At 52.4% G+C, this 16,913-nt stretch carries 15 protein-coding genes and 1 tRNA gene; 11 read left to right on the top strand and 5 right to left on the bottom strand.

Translation table 11 applies throughout. From position 1 onward, the window contains the following. On the top strand, positions 1-237 hold a 237-nt coding region (locus Q0P86_RS06215), incomplete at its 5' end, for a hypothetical protein (protein ID WP_295038101.1). A gap of 473 nt (positions 238-710) precedes the next feature. On the opposite strand, the gene Q0P86_RS06210 is transcribed toward Q0P86_RS06215, so the two are convergent. Beyond that, positions 711-2,555, bottom strand: coding sequence for a DNA topoisomerase IV subunit B (locus tag Q0P86_RS06210; RefSeq protein ID WP_290994362.1), 1,845 nt, complete (start codon positions 2,553-2,555; stop codon positions 711-713). A 464-nt stretch (positions 2,556-3,019) separates the two neighbouring features. Between Q0P86_RS06210 and mfd the strand changes: the two genes are divergently transcribed. Beyond that, a complete protein-coding gene (gene mfd, locus Q0P86_RS06205; protein WP_295038100.1) occupies positions 3,020-6,406 on the top strand; it encodes a transcription-repair coupling factor in 3,387 nt (1,128 codons plus the stop codon). Position 6,407: 1 nt separating this feature from the next. Here the strand turns inward: mfd and Q0P86_RS06200 are convergent, their stop codons facing one another. Continuing rightward, positions 6,408-7,163, bottom strand: coding sequence for a TatD family hydrolase (locus Q0P86_RS06200; RefSeq protein WP_295038098.1), 756 nt, complete (start codon positions 7,161-7,163; stop codon positions 6,408-6,410). A 124-nt stretch (positions 7,164-7,287) separates the two neighbouring features. Between Q0P86_RS06200 and Q0P86_RS06195 the strand changes: the two genes are divergently transcribed. Next, a complete protein-coding gene (locus Q0P86_RS06195) occupies positions 7,288-7,485 on the top strand; it encodes a hypothetical protein (RefSeq protein ID WP_295038097.1) in 198 nt (65 codons plus the stop codon). Positions 7,486-7,659: 174 nt separating this feature from the next. On the opposite strand, the gene Q0P86_RS06190 is transcribed toward Q0P86_RS06195, so the two are convergent. Further along, on the bottom strand, positions 7,660-9,087 hold the full coding sequence (locus tag Q0P86_RS06190) for a hypothetical protein (protein WP_295038095.1): 1,428 nt from the start codon (positions 9,085-9,087) through the stop codon (positions 7,660-7,662). Positions 9,088-9,205: 118 nt separating this feature from the next. On the opposite strand from Q0P86_RS06190, the gene Q0P86_RS06185 reads away from it, so the two are divergent. Together Q0P86_RS06185 and Q0P86_RS06180 are read left to right on the top strand one after the other, a co-directional pair. Then, positions 9,206-10,288, top strand: coding sequence for a hypothetical protein (locus tag Q0P86_RS06185; protein ID WP_295038093.1), 1,083 nt, complete (start codon positions 9,206-9,208; stop codon positions 10,286-10,288). After that, positions 10,281-10,733: a PIN domain-containing protein gene (locus Q0P86_RS06180; RefSeq protein ID WP_294113235.1), complete on the top strand. Its 453-nt coding sequence runs from the start codon at positions 10,281-10,283 to the stop codon at positions 10,731-10,733. The genes Q0P86_RS06185 and Q0P86_RS06180 overlap by 8 nt, the downstream gene beginning before the upstream one ends. On the opposite strand, the gene Q0P86_RS06175 is transcribed toward Q0P86_RS06180, so the two are convergent. Further along, positions 10,730-11,269, bottom strand: a complete 540-nt coding sequence (locus Q0P86_RS06175; protein ID WP_290994376.1) for a phosphatidylglycerophosphatase A — start codon at positions 11,267-11,269, stop codon at positions 10,730-10,732. The genes Q0P86_RS06180 and Q0P86_RS06175 overlap by 4 nt on opposite strands. Positions 11,270-11,275: 6 nt before the next feature. Beyond that, a complete protein-coding gene (locus Q0P86_RS06170; RefSeq protein ID WP_072978706.1) occupies positions 11,276-11,482 on the bottom strand; it encodes a hypothetical protein in 207 nt (68 codons plus the stop codon). A gap of 174 nt (positions 11,483-11,656) precedes the next feature. Between Q0P86_RS06170 and Q0P86_RS06165 the strand changes: the two genes are divergently transcribed. From Q0P86_RS06165 to nirJ2, 6 genes are all read left to right on the top strand, one after another. After that, positions 11,657-12,679 (top strand): NAD(P)-dependent oxidoreductase, encoded by a 1,023-nt coding sequence (locus Q0P86_RS06165; RefSeq protein WP_294113232.1) that lies wholly within the window; start codon positions 11,657-11,659, stop codon positions 12,677-12,679. A gap of 69 nt (positions 12,680-12,748) precedes the next feature. Continuing rightward, positions 12,749-13,720, top strand: a complete 972-nt coding sequence (gene hemB / locus Q0P86_RS06160) for a porphobilinogen synthase (RefSeq protein ID WP_294113230.1) — start codon at positions 12,749-12,751, stop codon at positions 13,718-13,720. A 133-nt stretch (positions 13,721-13,853) separates the two neighbouring features. Next, a complete protein-coding gene (locus tag Q0P86_RS06155; protein ID WP_294113227.1) occupies positions 13,854-14,246 on the top strand; it encodes a hypothetical protein in 393 nt (130 codons plus the stop codon). 72 nt (positions 14,247-14,318) lie between these two features. Then, the gene (gene hemL / locus Q0P86_RS06150) at positions 14,319-15,605 is read left to right on the top strand and encodes a glutamate-1-semialdehyde 2,1-aminomutase (protein ID WP_290994384.1); all 1,287 of its coding nucleotides are present in this window, start codon (positions 14,319-14,321) and stop codon (positions 15,603-15,605) included. 104 nt (positions 15,606-15,709) lie between these two features. Next, positions 15,710-15,782 (top strand) — tRNA-Lys (locus Q0P86_RS06145). Between the two features lie 125 nt (positions 15,783-15,907). Beyond that, the gene (nirJ2, locus tag Q0P86_RS06140) at positions 15,908-16,897 is read left to right on the top strand and encodes a putative heme d1 biosynthesis radical SAM protein NirJ2 (protein WP_290994386.1); all 990 of its coding nucleotides are present in this window, start codon (positions 15,908-15,910) and stop codon (positions 16,895-16,897) included. Positions 16,898-16,913: the final 16 nt, after the last annotated feature.

Here is a 16,913-nt window from a genome sequence, read left to right as displayed (position 1 = left end):
CAATGGGACTGGAGGAGCTTTCCACCAGAGAACTGGATTGAGGTCCAATGGGACTGGAGGAGCTTTCCGCCAGAGAACTGGATTGAGGTCCAATGGGACTGGAGGAGCTTTCCGCCAGAGAACTGGATTGAGGTCCAATGGGACTGGAGGAGCTTTCCGCCAGAGAACTGGATTGAGGTCCAATGGGACTGGAGGAGCTTTCCGCCAGAGAACTGGATTGAGGCCCAATGGGATTAGAGGAACTTTCTGTTTTCGAATTTGTTTGCGTCTGGCTTGAACTGGATGATTTTTCTTGAAAAGATGATGAAATTACGGGAAACGAAGGCACAGATGCATCGTTCCCACAACCGATTATAATACAAATGATTAATGCACAATTAAGCCTAGTTATTTTGTACATTGTTACTCCTGATAGCTGTATAACTTATGTAGATTCTTTAGATTGTCTGCATAAACTTTCCCCTCTGAAAAAGGGACTCCGTTCTTATTCAAGATTCCAGAAATCGTCCAATCTTCGGGTACAGGATAGGCCATAAAGACTCCTTTAAAGCTGTTTATGCGCTATTTAACAATTTAAACTTTTTTGGTGAGGATGGAATGGACTTGTTGCAAAATTTACAGAAATGTTACATCGCTTTTGCATAAGTGATAAGTGTATAAATAAAAAACTCCCTAATTCGGGAGTTTGCCATTGGCTTGCCACAAGAATGTTACAGTTCTTCCACGGCTTCGGCGCGGAGGTTCTGCACGATGTGGTCCTGACGCTGGGGAGTGTTGTTCCCCATGTAGTAGGCGAGCATCTTGCCGAACGAGGCGTCGGGCGGAAGCACCACCGTTTCGAGGCGCATGTCTTCGCCGATGAACTGGCCGAATTCTTCCGGGGAAATTTCGCCGAGACCTTTGAATCGGGTGATTTCGAGCCCGGTCTTGCCAATTTCTTTTGCAGCCCTGTCGCGTTCCACTTCGTCGTAGCAGTACTTGGTCACCTGCTTGTTACGCACGCGGAAAAGCGGCGTCTGCAGAATGAACAGGTGCTTCTGTTCCACGAGTTCGGGGAAGAACTGCAAGAAGAAGGTCATCAGCAAAAGACGAATGTGCATTCCGTCCACATCGGCATCGGTCGCGATAATCACCTTGTCGTAGCGGAGGTTCTCGAGGCCGTTTTCGATATCGAGTGCGTGCTGCAACAGGTTGAATTCCTCGTTTTCGTAAACGACCTTCTTGGTCATGCCGAAGCTGTTGAGCGGCTTACCGCGCAAGCTGAACACGGCCTGCGTCTGCACGTTGCGGGCCTTGGTAATGGAACCCGAAGCAGAGTCACCTTCAGTAATGAAGATCATGGTTTCGCGGTTCAGCGCGTTCTTCGCGTCGGTCAGGTGAATCTTGCAGTCGCGGAGCTTGCGGTTGTGCAGGTTCGCCTTTTTCGCGCGGTCGTTCGCGAGCTTCTTGATGCCTGCGATTTCCTTGCGCTCGCGTTCGTTCTGCGTAATGCGGTTTAAAAGGGCCTTTTCGGTTTCCGGATTCTTGTGCAGGTAGTTGTCGAGCTGCGAGGCGACGTAATCTACAATCCAGGTACGCAGCTGGGCGCCACCCGGAGCGACCGTCGTCGAGCCGAGCTTGGTCTTGGTCTGCGATTCGAAAACCGGTTCCTGGATGCGCACGGAAATGGCGCCGATAATGCAGTTGCGCACGTCGGCCGGATCCAGGTCCTTCTTGAAGTGGTCACGGGCACCCTTCACAATGCCTTCGCGGAAGGCTTGCTGGTGCGTACCGCCCTGCGTGGTGTGCTGGCCGTTCACAAAGCTGTAGTAGTGTTCGCCGTACTGGTTGCCGTGCGTAAAGGCGACTTCGATATCGTTTGCCTTAAAGTGGGCCACCGGGTAGCGGATAGAATCGTCCACGTGGTTCTGCAGCAAGTCCAGAAGGCCGTTCGGGCTGTTGTATATCTTGCCGTTCATCACCAGCGAAAGTCCGTTGTTCAGGTAGGCATAGTTCCAGACCTTTTCTTCCATGTAGCCAGGCAAGAATCGGAAATTCTTGAAGATGCTGGCGTCCGGTTCGAAATAGATTTCGGTACCGTTCTTTTCGGTCGTATTCTTTTCGCGTTCTTCGCGGACAAGCTTGCCCTTGCTGAATTCGGCTTCCTTCACGCGGCCGTCACGGAAACTCTTCACGATAAACTTGGTCGAAAGGGCGTTCACCGCCTTGGTACCCACACCGTTCAAGCCCACGGACTTCTGGAAGGCTTCGGAGTCGTACTTACCGCCGGTGTTAATCTTCGATACGCAGTCGATGACCTTGCCGAGCGGAATGCCGCGGCCATAGTCGCGCACGCGGGCGCAGTGGTCTTCAATGTCAATAATAATCTGCTTGCCGGCACCCATCACGAATTCGTCGATGGAGTTGTCGATAATTTCCTTCACCAGCACGTAAATGCCGTCGTCGGGGCTGTTACCGTCGCCGAGTTTGCCGATGTACATACCCGGACGTTCGCGGATATGTTCGTTCCATTCCAGTGTTCTAATGCTGTCTTCGGTATACTTTGCTGCTGCCATAGTAATTAGAAACTCTCTTTTTTCCAGCCTGTCATGCCCGACGGTCCTATCGCCTCGTTGAGGCTCCAGGATGACAGGGCATCTCCAGTCTAGTAGAAATTTGTTTTATCCTAAAAATTTTAGACGATACAAAGATAAACATTTTTTTTGACATTTTTGTGACATGGCCATTTTTAGGCCCCCTTTATTTTGCTACTGTTGGCTCATGCGTTTCCCGAAGGTATTCTGGCTCTCCGTAAGGCCTGTTTCCCAAAGAAGAACGCTCTCTTTATCCGCTAGGGTGTAGTAGTTTTCTTTATAGGGGATGTTTTTGTCGGTTTGTCGATGCTTTCTGGTGAAGACCATAGTGTACTTCAGCTGATTTCGTGCATTGCGAATAATATGATCTGGCTCGCTTATGTTCCTGCTCAGTTGATGTTTATTCGCGGAGCCGCCAAAGAATAGTTTTTTCTATTTTTGGGTGCGTGATAGAATCCCTTTCAGAATTTATTACGTTTGCCCGTAGCGAAACGCTCAACCTCTTTAGCAAGGCTGAAGGGGACGCAATTCATGTAAACGGGGCGACGGTTTCGGCAGCTGCCATGATGGTGGCCTCCCGCTTCCTCAAAAAGCCGAACCCGATTCTGGTGGTGGCCAAGGACTACAAAAGTGCCGAGAACTGGGTCGAAAATCTGGAAGGGTTGCTGGGCGAAGAATTTGTCCGTTTTTTCCCGTCGATTGGCTTGAAACCTTACGAAAAGAAGGTGCCGTTCGAAGGCGTTGTCGAAGAACGCCTCAAGTTTTTCCGCGATGTAGAGGGCGCGAATCCTTTTGTAACGGTTTGTCCGCTGGATTCGTTCCTGATGCGGCTTCCGGCACCGCATTCGGTGATGAAGGATTGCCTTGAACTCAATGTGGGCGGTGTGGCCGAGCCTTCGTCGCTTCGCCCCTGGTTCCTGGATCACGGATTCGTGGAACAGCCCGTGGTATCGGGCGTAGGGGAGTTTTCGGTTCGCGGATGTATCGTAGACGTAAACTGCCTTCTGTACCCGCACCCGATTCGTATCGAATTCTTTGGCGACGAGATTGAATCAATCCGTAGCTTCGACATTTTCTCGCAGCGTTCCGTAGAGACCATGAAGTCGGTGAAACTTTTCCCGATGGGCGAATTTACGGTCAAGGAACACGAGGCGGCGTGCTACAACGGCGACCTTTCGGGGCTCTGGTGGCACCGCGGGCGTTACCAGATGCTCAATTCCAGTCTGCTCGACTATTTGCCGAATGCTTCGCTGGTTTTCGAGGAATTGTCGCTCCTTTCTGAAAATGCGGCAAAGTATTATGTGAACTGCGAGAACACCTTCAGGGATGTCCGCGAGGTCGATACCGAAGCGGTGGACCCGGCCCATACCTGGTTCAAGATGGGCGAGCTTTCTCGCCAGTTTGTGGGCCGTACCTCGATGGATGTTTCCCGCGTGCAGCTCAATGATGGCAATAGTCATGAGCTGAATTGCAAACCGCAGGATTTTTCGTCGAACGGGACCGATTCGGTCGCCATGGAAATCGAGGAATTTGCCGCCCGCGGTGGAACTGTTTACGTGGTCGCCCCGACGGCGGGTGCGCTTGGGCGTATCAAGCAGATGCTCGAGGGCTTGCCGGTCGAAGACTACATTGTAGGCAATATGTCCGAAGGTTTCTGGCTCGAAGATGACGGAATCGCCTTCTTGACCGAGACACGCATTTTCAATCGCCATTCAAATAAGACCCGCAAACGCAAAATCGCGGGCTCCGTTTCTAGCGCCCTGATGATAGAATCGTTGAACCGCGGCGATTTCGTTTCGCATGAAGATCACGGCGTGGGCAAGTACTTAGGGCTTGTGCGTGTGAACGTGAATGGCGGTATGGTGGACTGTGCCTTGCTGGAATATGCCGGCGGAGACAAACTCAAGTTCCCTGTAGCGGACTTGCAGAAGATAGAACGCCTTGACACGCAAGAAACCCCTCCCAAGTTGGATAAATTGGGCGGCAAGGCCTGGGAAAACCTCAAGGAACGCGTCAAGAAAAAGGTCATTCAGATTGCGCGCGAACTGGTGGAACTTTACGCCAAGCGCGAACTGGTGGAAGGCTTCGATTTCCCGCCCGATGGCAAGCTGCAGAAAGAATTTGAAGACGCCTTTGAATACGACCCGACACCCGACCAGGTGAAGGCTACCGAAGATATCAAGCGGGATATGGAATCGCGCCGCCCGATGGACCGCCTGATTTGTGGCGATGTGGGCTTTGGTAAGACCGAAGTCGCCATGCGTGCGGCGTTCAAGTGCGTGGTGAGCAAGAAGCAGGTGGTGCTCCTGGTGCCGACGACGATTCTGGCGGCCCAGCACTACGAAAACTTCATGGACCGCTTTGCCGGCTTTGGCGTGAACATTGCGCTAGTGAACCGCTACAAGAGCGCCAAGGAAAAAAAGGAAATTTTCAAGCAGGTGAGCGAAGGCAAGGTCGACATTTTGGTCGGTACGCACAGCCTGCTTTCTGAAAAGAACCAGTTCAAGGATTTGGGCCTTTTAATTATCGACGAAGAACAAAAGTTTGGCGTGAAGCAGAAGGAAAAACTGCGTGAAATGCGCCTTGCGGTTGATACGCTCAGCATGAGTGCGACTCCGATTCCGCGCTCGCTCCACTTGAGCATGACGGGCGTGCGCGATATTTCCTTGATTAATACGCCGCCTATGAACCGTTTGCCTGTAGAAACCAAGCTCATGAAGCGCGACGACATGGTCATCAAGCAGGCCATTGAAGACGAACTTGCACGTGGCGGCCAGGTGTTCATTGTGAACGACCGTGTGCAAAGCATATATGAATTGGCGGACGATATCGAACATCTCGTGCCCGAGGCTCACATCGGTATTGCTCACGGGCAGATGAATGACCGCGATCTTGAAAATGCGATGGAAGCCTTTATCTCCCGCAAGTTTGATATCCTCGTCAGCACGAGTATTATCGAATCGGGCCTGGATGTCCCGAACGCGAATACGATTATCATCATGAACGCACATCACTTTGGCATTAGTCAGCTTTACCAGATGCGCGGGCGCGTGGGCCGCAGTAGCGTGCTTGCTAAAGCGCTGTTGGTGATTCCGTCGCAGCATGATATTTCGGCTGAATCCATGCGTCGCCTGAAGGCGCTGGAACAGTTTACTGACCTCGGTAGCGGTTATCAGCTGGCTATGCGCGACTTGGAAATTCGCGGGGCGGGCAACTTGCTCGGCCAGGAACAGCACGGCTTTATTGCCGAAGTGGGCTTTGAAACTTATGTGCGCCTGGTGCGCGAGGCGGTGGAACAGCTGCGCGGAGGACCGTCCGAAAAGCCGATTCAGCCTCGCGTGGAACTCGGCGTAGATGCATACCTCCCCGAAGATTACATTCAGGATGGCCTCACTCGAATTTCGATGTACCAGCGGATTTCTCGCGTGTCGCATACTGACGAAATTGCGGGGTTAACGCAGGAACTCGCGGATCGTTTCGGGCCTGTGCCCGAAGCCGCCAAGATGCTCTTACTGGTCACCGAAATAGGCATCTTGGCGGGACGGCTCCGCATTCAAGGGCTTGTGCAGCGCAAGGGTATGCTCGCGGCGACTTTTGTAGAATTCCCGCCGCCCGATCCGCGAATTATCAGCGAGATGTATGCGAATACGCAGTTCCCCATGCGCATCATGGGCGGCTCGCCGCTGCAAGTCGTGATTGAACTCGGTAAGGGAAATGCGGTAGAACTCGCCGAAAAGGCTCTCAAGGAGTTCCGCGCCTTTGCGGTGATTAAGGCCGATTCGACGGTGGTGAAGACCCTGAATTCTTCTGCCGCGCCATCCGCTGACCGTTAGTTTATTTTTTGAGTAAACGGCTCGTTTCTTCGAGATGCTCCATCAGAACGTCTGCGATTTTCTCGACGGATTCGTTCTTGAGCAGGTTGGTCGCGATAAAGGTTTCGTCGGCGTCCGTCTCGAAACGAATCTGTTCTTCCGGAATCTGCGGAATGGCATCGAGAGTCGCTTTCTTGTGGAAGGAATCCTGGTGCAGCGAGAAAATCGGATTCAGCCCCTGTGCGGAACGGACAACTGAAATGTCTCCGCCGAACCGGTGGAAAATCGCGTGAATCATCGGGGCGCGCTTCCGCATTTTGATGTTCGACTTTTTACCGGGGTATCCGCATTCGTTCAGAATCTTGATGATGCGCCCGTAGTCGCCGACACAGTGAATTTGCAAGTCGCGGTTGTAATCGCGGGCTAGTTCCATCTGGCGTCGGAACGCCAATTCCTGAAGCCCCGGTTTCCCGTTGTCATCGGCATACCCTTCGTAGCGCTTGTCGAGTCCGCATTCGCCGACCCCCGCTTCAGGGTAGTTTCCTAGGAGCGATTCCAGACGCTCCCAGTCCGTTTCGGTAACGTTGCCGACAACCATCGGGTGAATCCCGTAGCTTCGGGTGGAACCTTCGAAAAGCCTTTCGTCCATCTTCTGTAGAATTTCCCATTCCCGTGGCTCGCAGGCGACAGCATTGAAATGAAGACCTCGCTTCAGGAGTGTCTTTGCGAGTTGTTCCGGGTTCGAAATTCTTGCCAAATGAAGATGGAAGTCGTTCATACCCTTAATATATACTGGAAAAAAGCGCTTTTATACAGATAAATGCAAAAAACTTCTTGTTTTTTTTATAAAAAAAGCCTAATTTAAGGACATAGTGTATTTTTGCGTTAAAAAAGGAGTTTTTATGCGCGATCTTTTGGAAAAAGCCTTGAATAAGGGTCTAGGTGTTTCTTTTACGACCGAAGGTGGTTTTGCCGTTATCCGCATTACCAAGGGGGACGATGTCGTTGCATCCTGCAGCCTCGGTTCGGCCGATTTCCGCACCAACGTTGAAGACTCCCTGCAGTCACTTCTGCTCGACCTGGAACGTAAAGGAATTTAATACGACCGTTCGCTCTCAAGTAAGTGAAATCGTCCCCGGCGAGCTCACTCTCGCGACCGCCCCAGCTTAACGCCTGGGGCTTTATTGCTCACAGACGACCCTTCTCTCTGTCGTTCTAAAAAAAACATCCCGCGGAATCCGCGGGATGTTTTTTTAAAGGTATTTTGAAAAACCTTAATTAATTCTGCCGACCAGGTTACCCGAAATCATGTAATCCTTGGTGCTGCCGTAGCTGTGGAAACCGGCAGACAGGCTGAAGCGGTCGGTGAAAGCCTTTTCGAGGTAGATAGCTCCCAGGACGTCCTTCACATGCTTGGCTTCGAAGTTCACGAAGTCCTTGTGTTCGTGACGGTCGCCGACATATTCAGCTTCGATGATGATGCGGTCAACCACCGGAGTGTAGAAGGCGAGACCACCGGTCAGCGGAATCACCAGGTCGTCGGCCATGTCCATCAGGGCAGCTTCGGCGAAGAGGTTCACTGCGTTCGTGCCGAGCGGGAGGTTAGCCTTCAAGGAAGCGTTGTGCTTGATGTCGGCCTTGCTGTCGTAAACGGCGTCGAACAGGTTGCTACGGTAGGCGAGCTGGACCTTCAGTGCAGAGATTCCGGCGAGGTCATGGAAGTTGAATGCGGCGCGGATGTCGCCCTTGTCCAGGTTTTCAGACTTGCTGATCAAGGAAATGTAGGCGGACATGTTATCGCTCGGAATGAAACCGAACTGCAACTGGTTTTCAGGAGCCTGAGTGGAAAGGAATCCGTTCAGGTAACCGTCAATGTAGCCACCGAAGTAGTCACCGCTCTTGTCGGTGTTGTCCCAACGACCGACCTTGAAGGTGAACAGGTCGGTTTCCTGCATGGCCCATGCTTCGTCCAGCGAGAAATAGTCATCGCTGTACTGGCGGGTGCCTTCGCGGAGTTGTTCCTTCTTCACGTCCTTGTCGGTGTTGCCGTCGGCGGCTTTCAGGTCGCCGGGGTAGAAGGCGACTGCAATCTTGCCCTTGAAGTCTTCGGCTTCGGCGAGCACGGCAAAGTTGGCTTCACCGTTCCAGGTTTCGAGGTTGTCGCTCATTTCATCGTCTTCGCTGGTCCAGAGAACCTTGCCGGCTTCCAATTCAAAGTCGGCGTTGATGTCGAAGCTGATCTGGTTCACCGACATCACGGCGTTCTGGATCATTTTTTTCTTTTTGCGCTTTTTCTTCTTGGCGGGCTTCTTTTCGGGTTCAGCGGCGGCCACTTCAGCAGGGGCCTTTTCTTCAGCCTTTTCTTCGACCTTTGTTTCGGTCTTGGCTTCTGCCTTGGGTTCTTCCTTGGCGACTTCGGCGGGGGCGGCTTCGGCAGCCGGTGCTGCGGCCTGTTCGGCCGGCTGTTCAGCTACGGGTTCTGCCTTGGCTTCTTCTTTGGCCGGGGCTTCAGCGGGAGCAGCTGCTTCTGCTGCCGGAGCGGGGGCTTCAGCAGGGGCTGCAGCGGCTTCAGCAGCGGGTGCTGCGGCGGGAGCTTCTGCAGCCGGGGCTTCTTTTGCCGGAGCTGCTGCGGGGGCGGCTGCTTCAGGGGCGGCAAAGACTGCTGCGGCCATGATGCAGGAGGCGATAAACATTTTCTTCATATAAGGAACTCCTTTATATATTCCACGGGAATAATTTTAGTAAAATTATCTTTCACTTGTTGTTTCCTGTGATAATTTTAGATTAAAAAGTTAATTTTACTGCCACAAGAGGTTTATTTTGAAAAAGATTCTTATTTCCATTGTTTGTTTGGCTCTTTTCGCATCGTTCTCTTTCGCCCAGGAATCGCTGAGCGTTTATAAGAAAAACAGGGGGCAGATTGACGAAAACACCCCCGTTGGCTCGCTTCTGTTTACCGACTATATCAAGGAACTCCCGATTCCGATGGATTCCGTCAAGAAGGTGACCGTCGTCAAGGAAAAGGTCGTCGTCAAGGACAAGAAGGGCCGTGTCAAGAAGGACAAGAAAGGAAATCCCAAGACCAAGATGCAGCGCAAGCGTGTGGTGACCTGGGAAAAGGTTCAGCCTTCGGAACCGCCGCGTTTCGTGCCGATCCAGTGCAAGTTGGGCGAAGTCTGGGTCAAGCGTGCCGATCTGGCCCGTTTCAAGCAGGCCTCCTTGGACTTGAGTGGCGAGTACGCCTCTTCAACCGGAAGCGTTATCCTGAAAAAGTCTCCGACCAACCCACGCTATTTCTCTTTCATCATCCAGAATGGTCCGTTTGGCGGCCGTGCCGAGCTCGAAGCGAGCAACGTGGAACTGCGTGAATCTAACGGTCATGCCCGCCTGACTTATACCGAAGACGGTTGTACCGTCGATATCGCCATCGCCGACCGCAAGGTGCGCGTGGCGCAGAGGGGCTGCTCCGAATACAACGTCGGCAACTACAAGCTCGAAGGCGAATATAATACCTATAAAGGGAACCGCCGTGTCGTCGAGACCTTCAATATGCCCGAACAGAGCTTCAAGTACAAGAAGTACCTGTGGTGCGGCAGCGGTTTCGACAGCTGCGAAAAGGTCAAGGATGACAACGGCACCGTGACTATCACCTGGAGTAAGGACGGCAACGGATTCATCGAACGCGCCGCCGGTGAAGATTCCCATATTTACAGGCCGTTCGAACACGTGATTCCGCACAAGCGCGACTTCTATAATGGTGAAAAGCCCTTGGCCATCAAGACCAAGCGTACCGATATGGCGGGCGAGTGGATGATCTGGTATTTCTATCCGCAGGCGCAGCGCTTCAAGATGGTGCGAGCCGGCATGCGCGAAGATACCGCCTATATGGAAATCTATGAATAAGGTGCTTAAACAGTCCCGGATGATGTTCCTGGACTCAGGGGTCCTGGTGCGTCTGCTGCAGATGCATCCGGATTACTATCCCGTGATTTCGGCGGTGCTGGATAGCGCCTACGAAAAAAATGCGACGATTCTCGTTTCGCAAATTACTTTGTTTGAACTTTCGCACAAGGCGTATGCTGCGGGCGAGGGTGTCCTTGCGAGGCAGTACCGGGAATTTTTTGAACATTCACGGAACGTCAAGTCCTGCGATATCAATAGTGAAATTGCGGTCAAGGCTGCCGAAATCCTGAACCAGTCCGCAATGAACGGCAATGCCCTTTCAACGGAAGAATCCCTTCGCCTTGCGACGGCGTTCGTCTGCGGTGCAGACTGCTTCTTGACCGATCTGGGTAAGTTCCACGACCTGACAGATGTCCCGGTCGTGACGCTAGATGAAATTGTCTAAATGAAGTAAAGCGGGAGTCCTAGCAGAACTCCTGCATAAAAGCCGCCCAGAAGGTCGTCGGCCATCACGCCCCACGCACCGGGAAATTTTTCGAACCGGTGGATTCCCAGCGGCTTGAGAATGTCGAAAAAGCGGAATAGCGCAAAGCCGATGATTAAAATCCACGGCGCGCTGATAATCCTGCCGGGTTCGACGAAGGCGAATGCCATGAAGATTCCGCAGACTTCGTCTATTACGATCCAGCCGGGGTCTTCGGTACCTGTATCTTTCATCGCCTTTTTCACGAACGGAATCGCGGCGAAGAAAACGACGATGGCGGCTATAAAAAACAGTGGCCAAAATCCGGAATGGACTGCGAGTAGTGCCATTGGGTAGGCGACAACGGTTGCCGCGAGGCTTCCCATGGTGCCTGGAGCTTTGGGCGACATGCCCGAACCGAAGAACGTTGTGACGAGAGTAGACGACAAATCGGTGCCCCGCCACTGGTGGGGCACGCGTTTCTTGCCGTACTTTTCTTTAAGTTCCTCGCGGTTCACGAGAAATTAGTTGTCCTCATATTCGGAGCTGCCCCAGCCGTCGAGGTCGCCCGCGGCACGGCCCAGCGTAGCGCCGCCGAGAATTTCGTCGATACCCTTGTCTTCGGAATCGTCTTCCTCTTCTTCGAAGATTGAGGATTCTTCCAATTCGAGGTCTTCGTTCGGAATAATCGGATCGTCGTCAAGGTTGTTCTTGCTCTTTTTTCCTGCCATATTTTCTCCTTGGTAAAGGCGTTTCGTAATCTTTATCGCTATGATATAAAATTTTTTCTAAAAAAGGAGAATTTTTTTTGAAAAAAATCATTTTTTTTAGAAAAAGTTGTCTAAAATGCGTTTTTTGAAGGGGGGCGAGGGCTTCCTGGGCAATAAATTCTATTTTTGGGGGCGATGAAAGCGATTTTGATCATTGCGCACCACTGCATTTTGCCGGGGGCATATAAGGGGTTTGAAGAGATTCTTGACCGGCTGCATCACGATATGCCGGGTACCCGCGTGGCCAGTACGAGCCTTCTGGACCTCGAAAACGACCTTCGTACACTCCTGCGCGAAGACGTGGAGTCCGTGATGCTGTTGCCTTACCTGCTTTTGAACGGTCAGCATACCAAGAATGACGTGCCCAAGGTAGTGGCCCGCTTACAGGCGGAATTCCCGGAAATTCCGATAACCCTGTTGCCCTGTCTTGGCGACTGGAAAGAATTTGCAAGCATGGTGGTGGACGGCGTCCGAAATGCACAGGTTGGAATGTGTCGTTCTGAACGTAGTGAAAAATCTAGATGTTCTTTAGATCCTTCGGCTACGCCTGATTCTATCGACTTCGGCTCCAGAATGACAGGCTTCGCTTGGGATGATGCTAGAATGCTGCGAGTTCAGGCCTCAAATTTCTTCTCCATCGAGCTGAATCTTGAAGGCAGGAATGTGCTTGTGGTCGGCGGTGGCCGTATCGCGCTCCGCAAGGTGAAAACGCTTTTGCCCACGGGAGCCCGTATTACGGTGGTCGCCCCGCAGTTCGACCCTGAATTTAAGTCTTTAGATTCTTGGACTACGCCTGATTCCAGAATGACAGGCTCCGCTCAGAAAGACTCCTTGACGTCCGTAACGTTGATTAAACGAGCATACGAACCGCTCGACCTTCGCTGCGTCTTTATGGTGTTTATCTGCACCGACCAGCCCACGGTTAATGCCCAGGTGTCTAACGATGCCCATGCTCGTCGCATTCTGGTGAATAACGCGTGTGACTACCTTGACGGTGACTTTATCGTGCCAGCCCGTATGGATTTCGGCGAAAATATTGCAGTGACGGTTTCTACCCAGGGGCGTGCCCCGTCGCTCGCCAAGAAGCTCAAGCAGAAAATTCAGGCCGAGTGGGCCGAAGGCCTCGAACAGGTCGAAAAAGAATTCTACGAATCGTGATGGCAAAATAACGGCGGCTTGGATAACGCCGAATTTTATTATATTAGTGATGAAATAAGGAGAAAAATCATGATTATACGCCCACGCCGCTTACGCAAGAATGAAACGATCCGCAATATGGTTGCGGAAACCGCAGTGAACCCAGATTCTCTCGTCTACCCGATGTTCGTGGTAGAGGGGGAGGGTGTCAAGGAAGAAATCCCGTCGATGCCGGGGCAGTTTCGTTTCTCGATTGACGAAATTCTGAAGGAACTTGAAAACTGCGTCGCGCTTGGCATCAAGTCGATTCTTTTGTTCGGAAATCCGAGCTATAAGGATGAAATCGCTTCGTCCGCTTACGATGACGACGGAATTGTGCAACGTGCGGTGCGTTGCATCAAGGTGAAGTTCCCGGAACTGTTCGTGATTACCGATGTGTGCCTTTGCGAATACATGAGTCATGGCCATTGCGGTATCGTCAAGGAAAATGGCGATGTGGATAACGACCCGACGCTTGAACTTTTGGCGAAGACCGCTCTTTCGCATGCGGAGGCCGGTGCCGATATGGTGGCTCCTTCGGATATGATGGATGGCCGTGTGGCGGCGATACGCTCGAAACTAGATGAGAAAGGTTTCAAGGACACGCCGATTATGGCCTACAGTGCGAAGTTTGCGAGCGCCTACTACGGACCTTTCCGCGACGCGGCGAATTCCGCTCCGCACTTTGGTAACCGTAAGAGCTACCAGATGGATGTGCGTAATGGTCGAGAAGCCTTGCATGAGGTGGAACTGGATCTTGAGGAAGGGGCCGATATCGTAATGGTGAAACCGGGCCTTGCTTTCCTCGATGTCCTGTGTCAGACGGCAGATATGAGTAGTGTCCCTGTGGCCGTGTACAACGTCAGTGGTGAGTATTCGATGGTCAAGGCGGCTGCGAAAATGGGCTGGATTGACGAAAATGCCATCATCCGCGAAAACCTGCTGGCCTTCAAGCGCGCCGGTGCCGATATTATCATTACCTATCACGCCAAGGATGCGCTGGAACGGGGCCTGCTGAAATAGAGCGTCTTCTCCGCATGGGGTATACATTTGTTCTTAATCTTGTTGGTAAATTAATTTTTACTGTTTTGTCTGTAAAAATAAAGTATATTAGCAGTGCTTTTAAAGATAAAAGTTAAACCCAATGGAGAACAAAATGAAAAAGTACATGATGATTGCCGCTCTCGGCATGGCAGCCCTTTTCACCGCTTGCGGCGATGATTCCTCTTCTAACGCATCCTCTAATGGTGGTAGCTCCAAGACTCAGCTCGATGGTAAGGCTGTTGTTTCTTGCGACAGAATTCAGACTGTTGCCGGCATGCAGAAGCATTATTGCCATGCTATTGCCGCTGATGATGCGAATGTTGAAGCTTTCAAGGCCAAGTGCGCTCCGATTAGCGTATTGGACGATAACCAGTACACGGTTGGTACCGGTTGCGTTGGTGCCAAGCTCGCTTGCGATACGAAGGAAGGCGGCCAGGTTGAATACTTCTTTGAACAGGTGGACGTCGAATTCGGTTGCGCCAATATCGGTCCGCACAACTTCTAATATCGGCTAAATTACATCGAGTAATTTTGAAGAGAGTCCGGCCTTCGGGTCGGATTTTCTATTTTTGGAGGCATGAACCATTCTTTAAGCGAAAAACTTTTTGCAGAAGCCAAGGGCCTGATGCCGGGTGGCGTGAATAGCCCTGTACGTGCGTACGGTAATGTGGGGGCGACCCCTCCGTTTATCGCGCGTGCTAAGGGAAGTCATATCTACGATGTAGATGGCAACGACTATATCGACTACGTGGGTAGCTGGGGCCCGATGCTTTTGGGGCATGCGCATGATTCTGTAATCAAGGCGGTTTCGGAAACGGCGCAGAACGGACTCAGCTTCGGCGCTCCGTGCGGCTTGGAATCGGAACTTGCGAAGCTCGTGATGAGCCTTGTTCCGAGCGTCGAGATGATCCGCATGGTGAACAGCGGTACCGAGGCGACCATGAGCGCTATTCGTGCGGCTCGCGGATTTACAGGCCGCGACAAGATCGTGAAATTTGAAGGATGCTACCACGGCCATAGCGACAGCCTGCTCATCAAGGCGGGTTCGGGCATGCTCACGACGGGCAAGCCGAGCAGCAAGGGCGTGCCTGCGGACCTTGCCAAGTACACGCTCACGCTCCCGTACAACGATGTGGCGGGCGTGAAGGAACTTTTCGATAAGATAGGCGACGAAATCGCTGGCGTCATCGTGGAGCCGGTGGCGGGGAACATGGGGGTCGTGCCCGCAAAGCCTGAGTTCCTGAAGACGCTTTCCGAAGAAACCAAGAAGCATGGCGCACTCCTGATCGTCGATGAAGTCATGACAGGATTTCGCGTGGATGTCCATTGCGCGCAGGGGTTCTATGGAATCAAGCCGGACCTGACGACTTTCGGAAAAATTATCGGCGGTGGAATGCCGGTAGGCGCCTATGGCGGTCGCCTCGATGTGATGCAACAGATTGCCCCTCTCGGTGGAATCTACCAGGCGGGTACGCTGTCGGGCAATCCGGTCGCGATGGCGGCGGGGCTTGCCACGATGCGTGAACTTTCGGCGCATCCGGAGCTGTACGCGCATGCCGAAGCGATGACGAAGCGCCTGATTGCGGGCCTTCTGGATGCGGCCAAGGCGGCAGGAATTCCGCTTGCTGCCAATCAGGTGGGCTCCATGGGTTGTATCTTCTTTACCGAAGGGCCTGTGGAATGCTTTGCCGATGTGCAGAAGTCCGACCTGGAACTTTTCCGTAGGTACTTCCTCGGAATGCTCGATGAAGGTATCTACCTCGCGCCGAGCCAGTTCGAAGCCATTTTTGTGAGTGCCGCCCATACGGAAAATGACATTGACCGTACCGTCGAAGCGGCCCGCAAGGTGTTCAAGGGACTTTAGAAGAGGCTTGGACAAGGGAGTTACAAAAAAACTTAAAATTTTTAAGAAAATCCCTTGACAACCGCTTGTGATAATTCTATAATTGAGCGCGTCCAAGCGACAATGGATGATTAGCTCAGTTGGTAGAGCAGCTGACTCTTAATCAGCGGGTCGCAGGTTCGACCCCTGCATCATCCACTAAAAACCGTCTCCACCCCGAGGCGGTTTTTTATTGTGCGACGAACTGGCAATATGGCGGGTTCAAAGGGATGTTTTGCAAGGGGTATTCTTTCTATTTTTAGCGCACTAAATTGAGGTTTTAAATGATCGTATCTTGGATGACCACCAACAAGTGTAACCTGACCTGCAAGCACTGCTACCAGGATGCAGGCGAAAATAAGGCTGCTGAACTCACAACGGCAGAAGCCCTCAAGCTGATTGACGAAATCGCGAAGGCGGGGTTCAAGATTATGATCTTTAGCGGTGGCGAGCCGATGACACGCCCGGACATTGTGGAATTGGTGGCCCACGCTTCGAGCAAGGGACTTCGTCCGGTGTTCGGCACGAATGGCACGCTCATTACGCACGACCTGGCCTTTGAACTCAAGAAGGCTGGTGCCATGGCGATGGGAATCAGCATCGACAGTATCGATCACGATCGTCACAATGAATTCCGTGGCCTTCCGAACGCCTTCGAACTTACGATGATGGGTATCGAAAACTGCAAGGCGGCAGGACTCCCGTTCCAGATTCACACCACCATCATGGACTGGAACCAAAACGAAATTTTCGACATCATGGACTGGGTCAAGGAAATCGGCGCGGTGAATCACCAGATCTTCTTCCTCATCCCCGTGGGTCGCGGCAAGGAAATTGAAGGTCATGCCCTGCGTGTTGCTGAATACGAAGGACTTCTTCGCAAGATTATGGAAAAGAGCCGCACGCTTGGTATCCCCGTCAAACCCACTTGCGCTCCGCAGTTCCTGCGAATCGCCGACCAGCTCGGCATCAAGACGCGTTACAGCCGCGGATGCCTCGCGGGTCTCGACTACTGCATCGTAAGTCCCATTGGCAAGGTGCGCCCCTGCGCCTACATGATGGAAGAAGCGGGCGATGTACACGACACGCCGTTTGACGAAATCTGGTCGAATGCCGAAATCTTCAAGAAACTCCGCACCAAGGCTTATGCCGGATCCTGTGGCAAGTGCAAGTTCAATGACCGTTGCGGCGGTTGCCGCGCTCGTGCCGCCTATTACCACGACGGCGACTACATGCAAGAAGATTCGTATTGCGCCTACGGGAGAGGACTGTGAGGTCGCACCTAAAGGT

Source organism: uncultured Fibrobacter sp. (assembly GCF_946062555.1).
In the GTDB taxonomy this organism is placed as follows: Bacteria; Fibrobacterota; Fibrobacteria; order Fibrobacterales; family Fibrobacteraceae; genus Fibrobacter.
The sequence above is the reverse complement of the archived record's forward strand: the minus strand, read 5'-3'. Positions and strand labels throughout refer to the sequence as shown.

What these genes read in the sequence shown, in the direction of transcription:
- Q0P86_RS06210 (WP_290994362.1), bottom strand. Translation starts at nt 2,555, where the DNA reads ATGGCAGCAGCAAAGTATACCGAAGACAGCATTAGAACACTGGAATGG.
- Q0P86_RS06200 (WP_295038098.1), bottom strand. Translation starts at nt 7,163, where the DNA reads ATGAACGACTTCCATCTTCATTTGGCAAGAATTTCGAACCCGGAACAA.
- Q0P86_RS06195 (WP_295038097.1), top strand. Translation starts at nt 7,288, where the DNA reads ATGCGCGATCTTTTGGAAAAAGCCTTGAATAAGGGTCTAGGTGTTTCT.
- Q0P86_RS06190 (WP_295038095.1), bottom strand. Translation starts at nt 9,087, where the DNA reads ATGAAGAAAATGTTTATCGCCTCCTGCATCATGGCCGCAGCAGTCTTT.
- Q0P86_RS06180 (WP_294113235.1), top strand. Translation starts at nt 10,281, where the DNA reads ATGAATAAGGTGCTTAAACAGTCCCGGATGATGTTCCTGGACTCAGGG.
- Q0P86_RS06170 (WP_072978706.1), bottom strand. Translation starts at nt 11,482, where the DNA reads ATGGCAGGAAAAAAGAGCAAGAACAACCTTGACGACGATCCGATTATT.
- Q0P86_RS06165 (WP_294113232.1), top strand. Translation starts at nt 11,657, where the DNA reads ATGAAAGCGATTTTGATCATTGCGCACCACTGCATTTTGCCGGGGGCA.
- hemB (WP_294113230.1), top strand. Translation starts at nt 12,749, where the DNA reads ATGATTATACGCCCACGCCGCTTACGCAAGAATGAAACGATCCGCAAT.
- Q0P86_RS06155 (WP_294113227.1), top strand. Translation starts at nt 13,854, where the DNA reads ATGAAAAAGTACATGATGATTGCCGCTCTCGGCATGGCAGCCCTTTTC.
- hemL (WP_290994384.1), top strand. Translation starts at nt 14,319, where the DNA reads ATGAACCATTCTTTAAGCGAAAAACTTTTTGCAGAAGCCAAGGGCCTG.
- nirJ2 (WP_290994386.1), top strand. Translation starts at nt 15,908, where the DNA reads ATGATCGTATCTTGGATGACCACCAACAAGTGTAACCTGACCTGCAAG.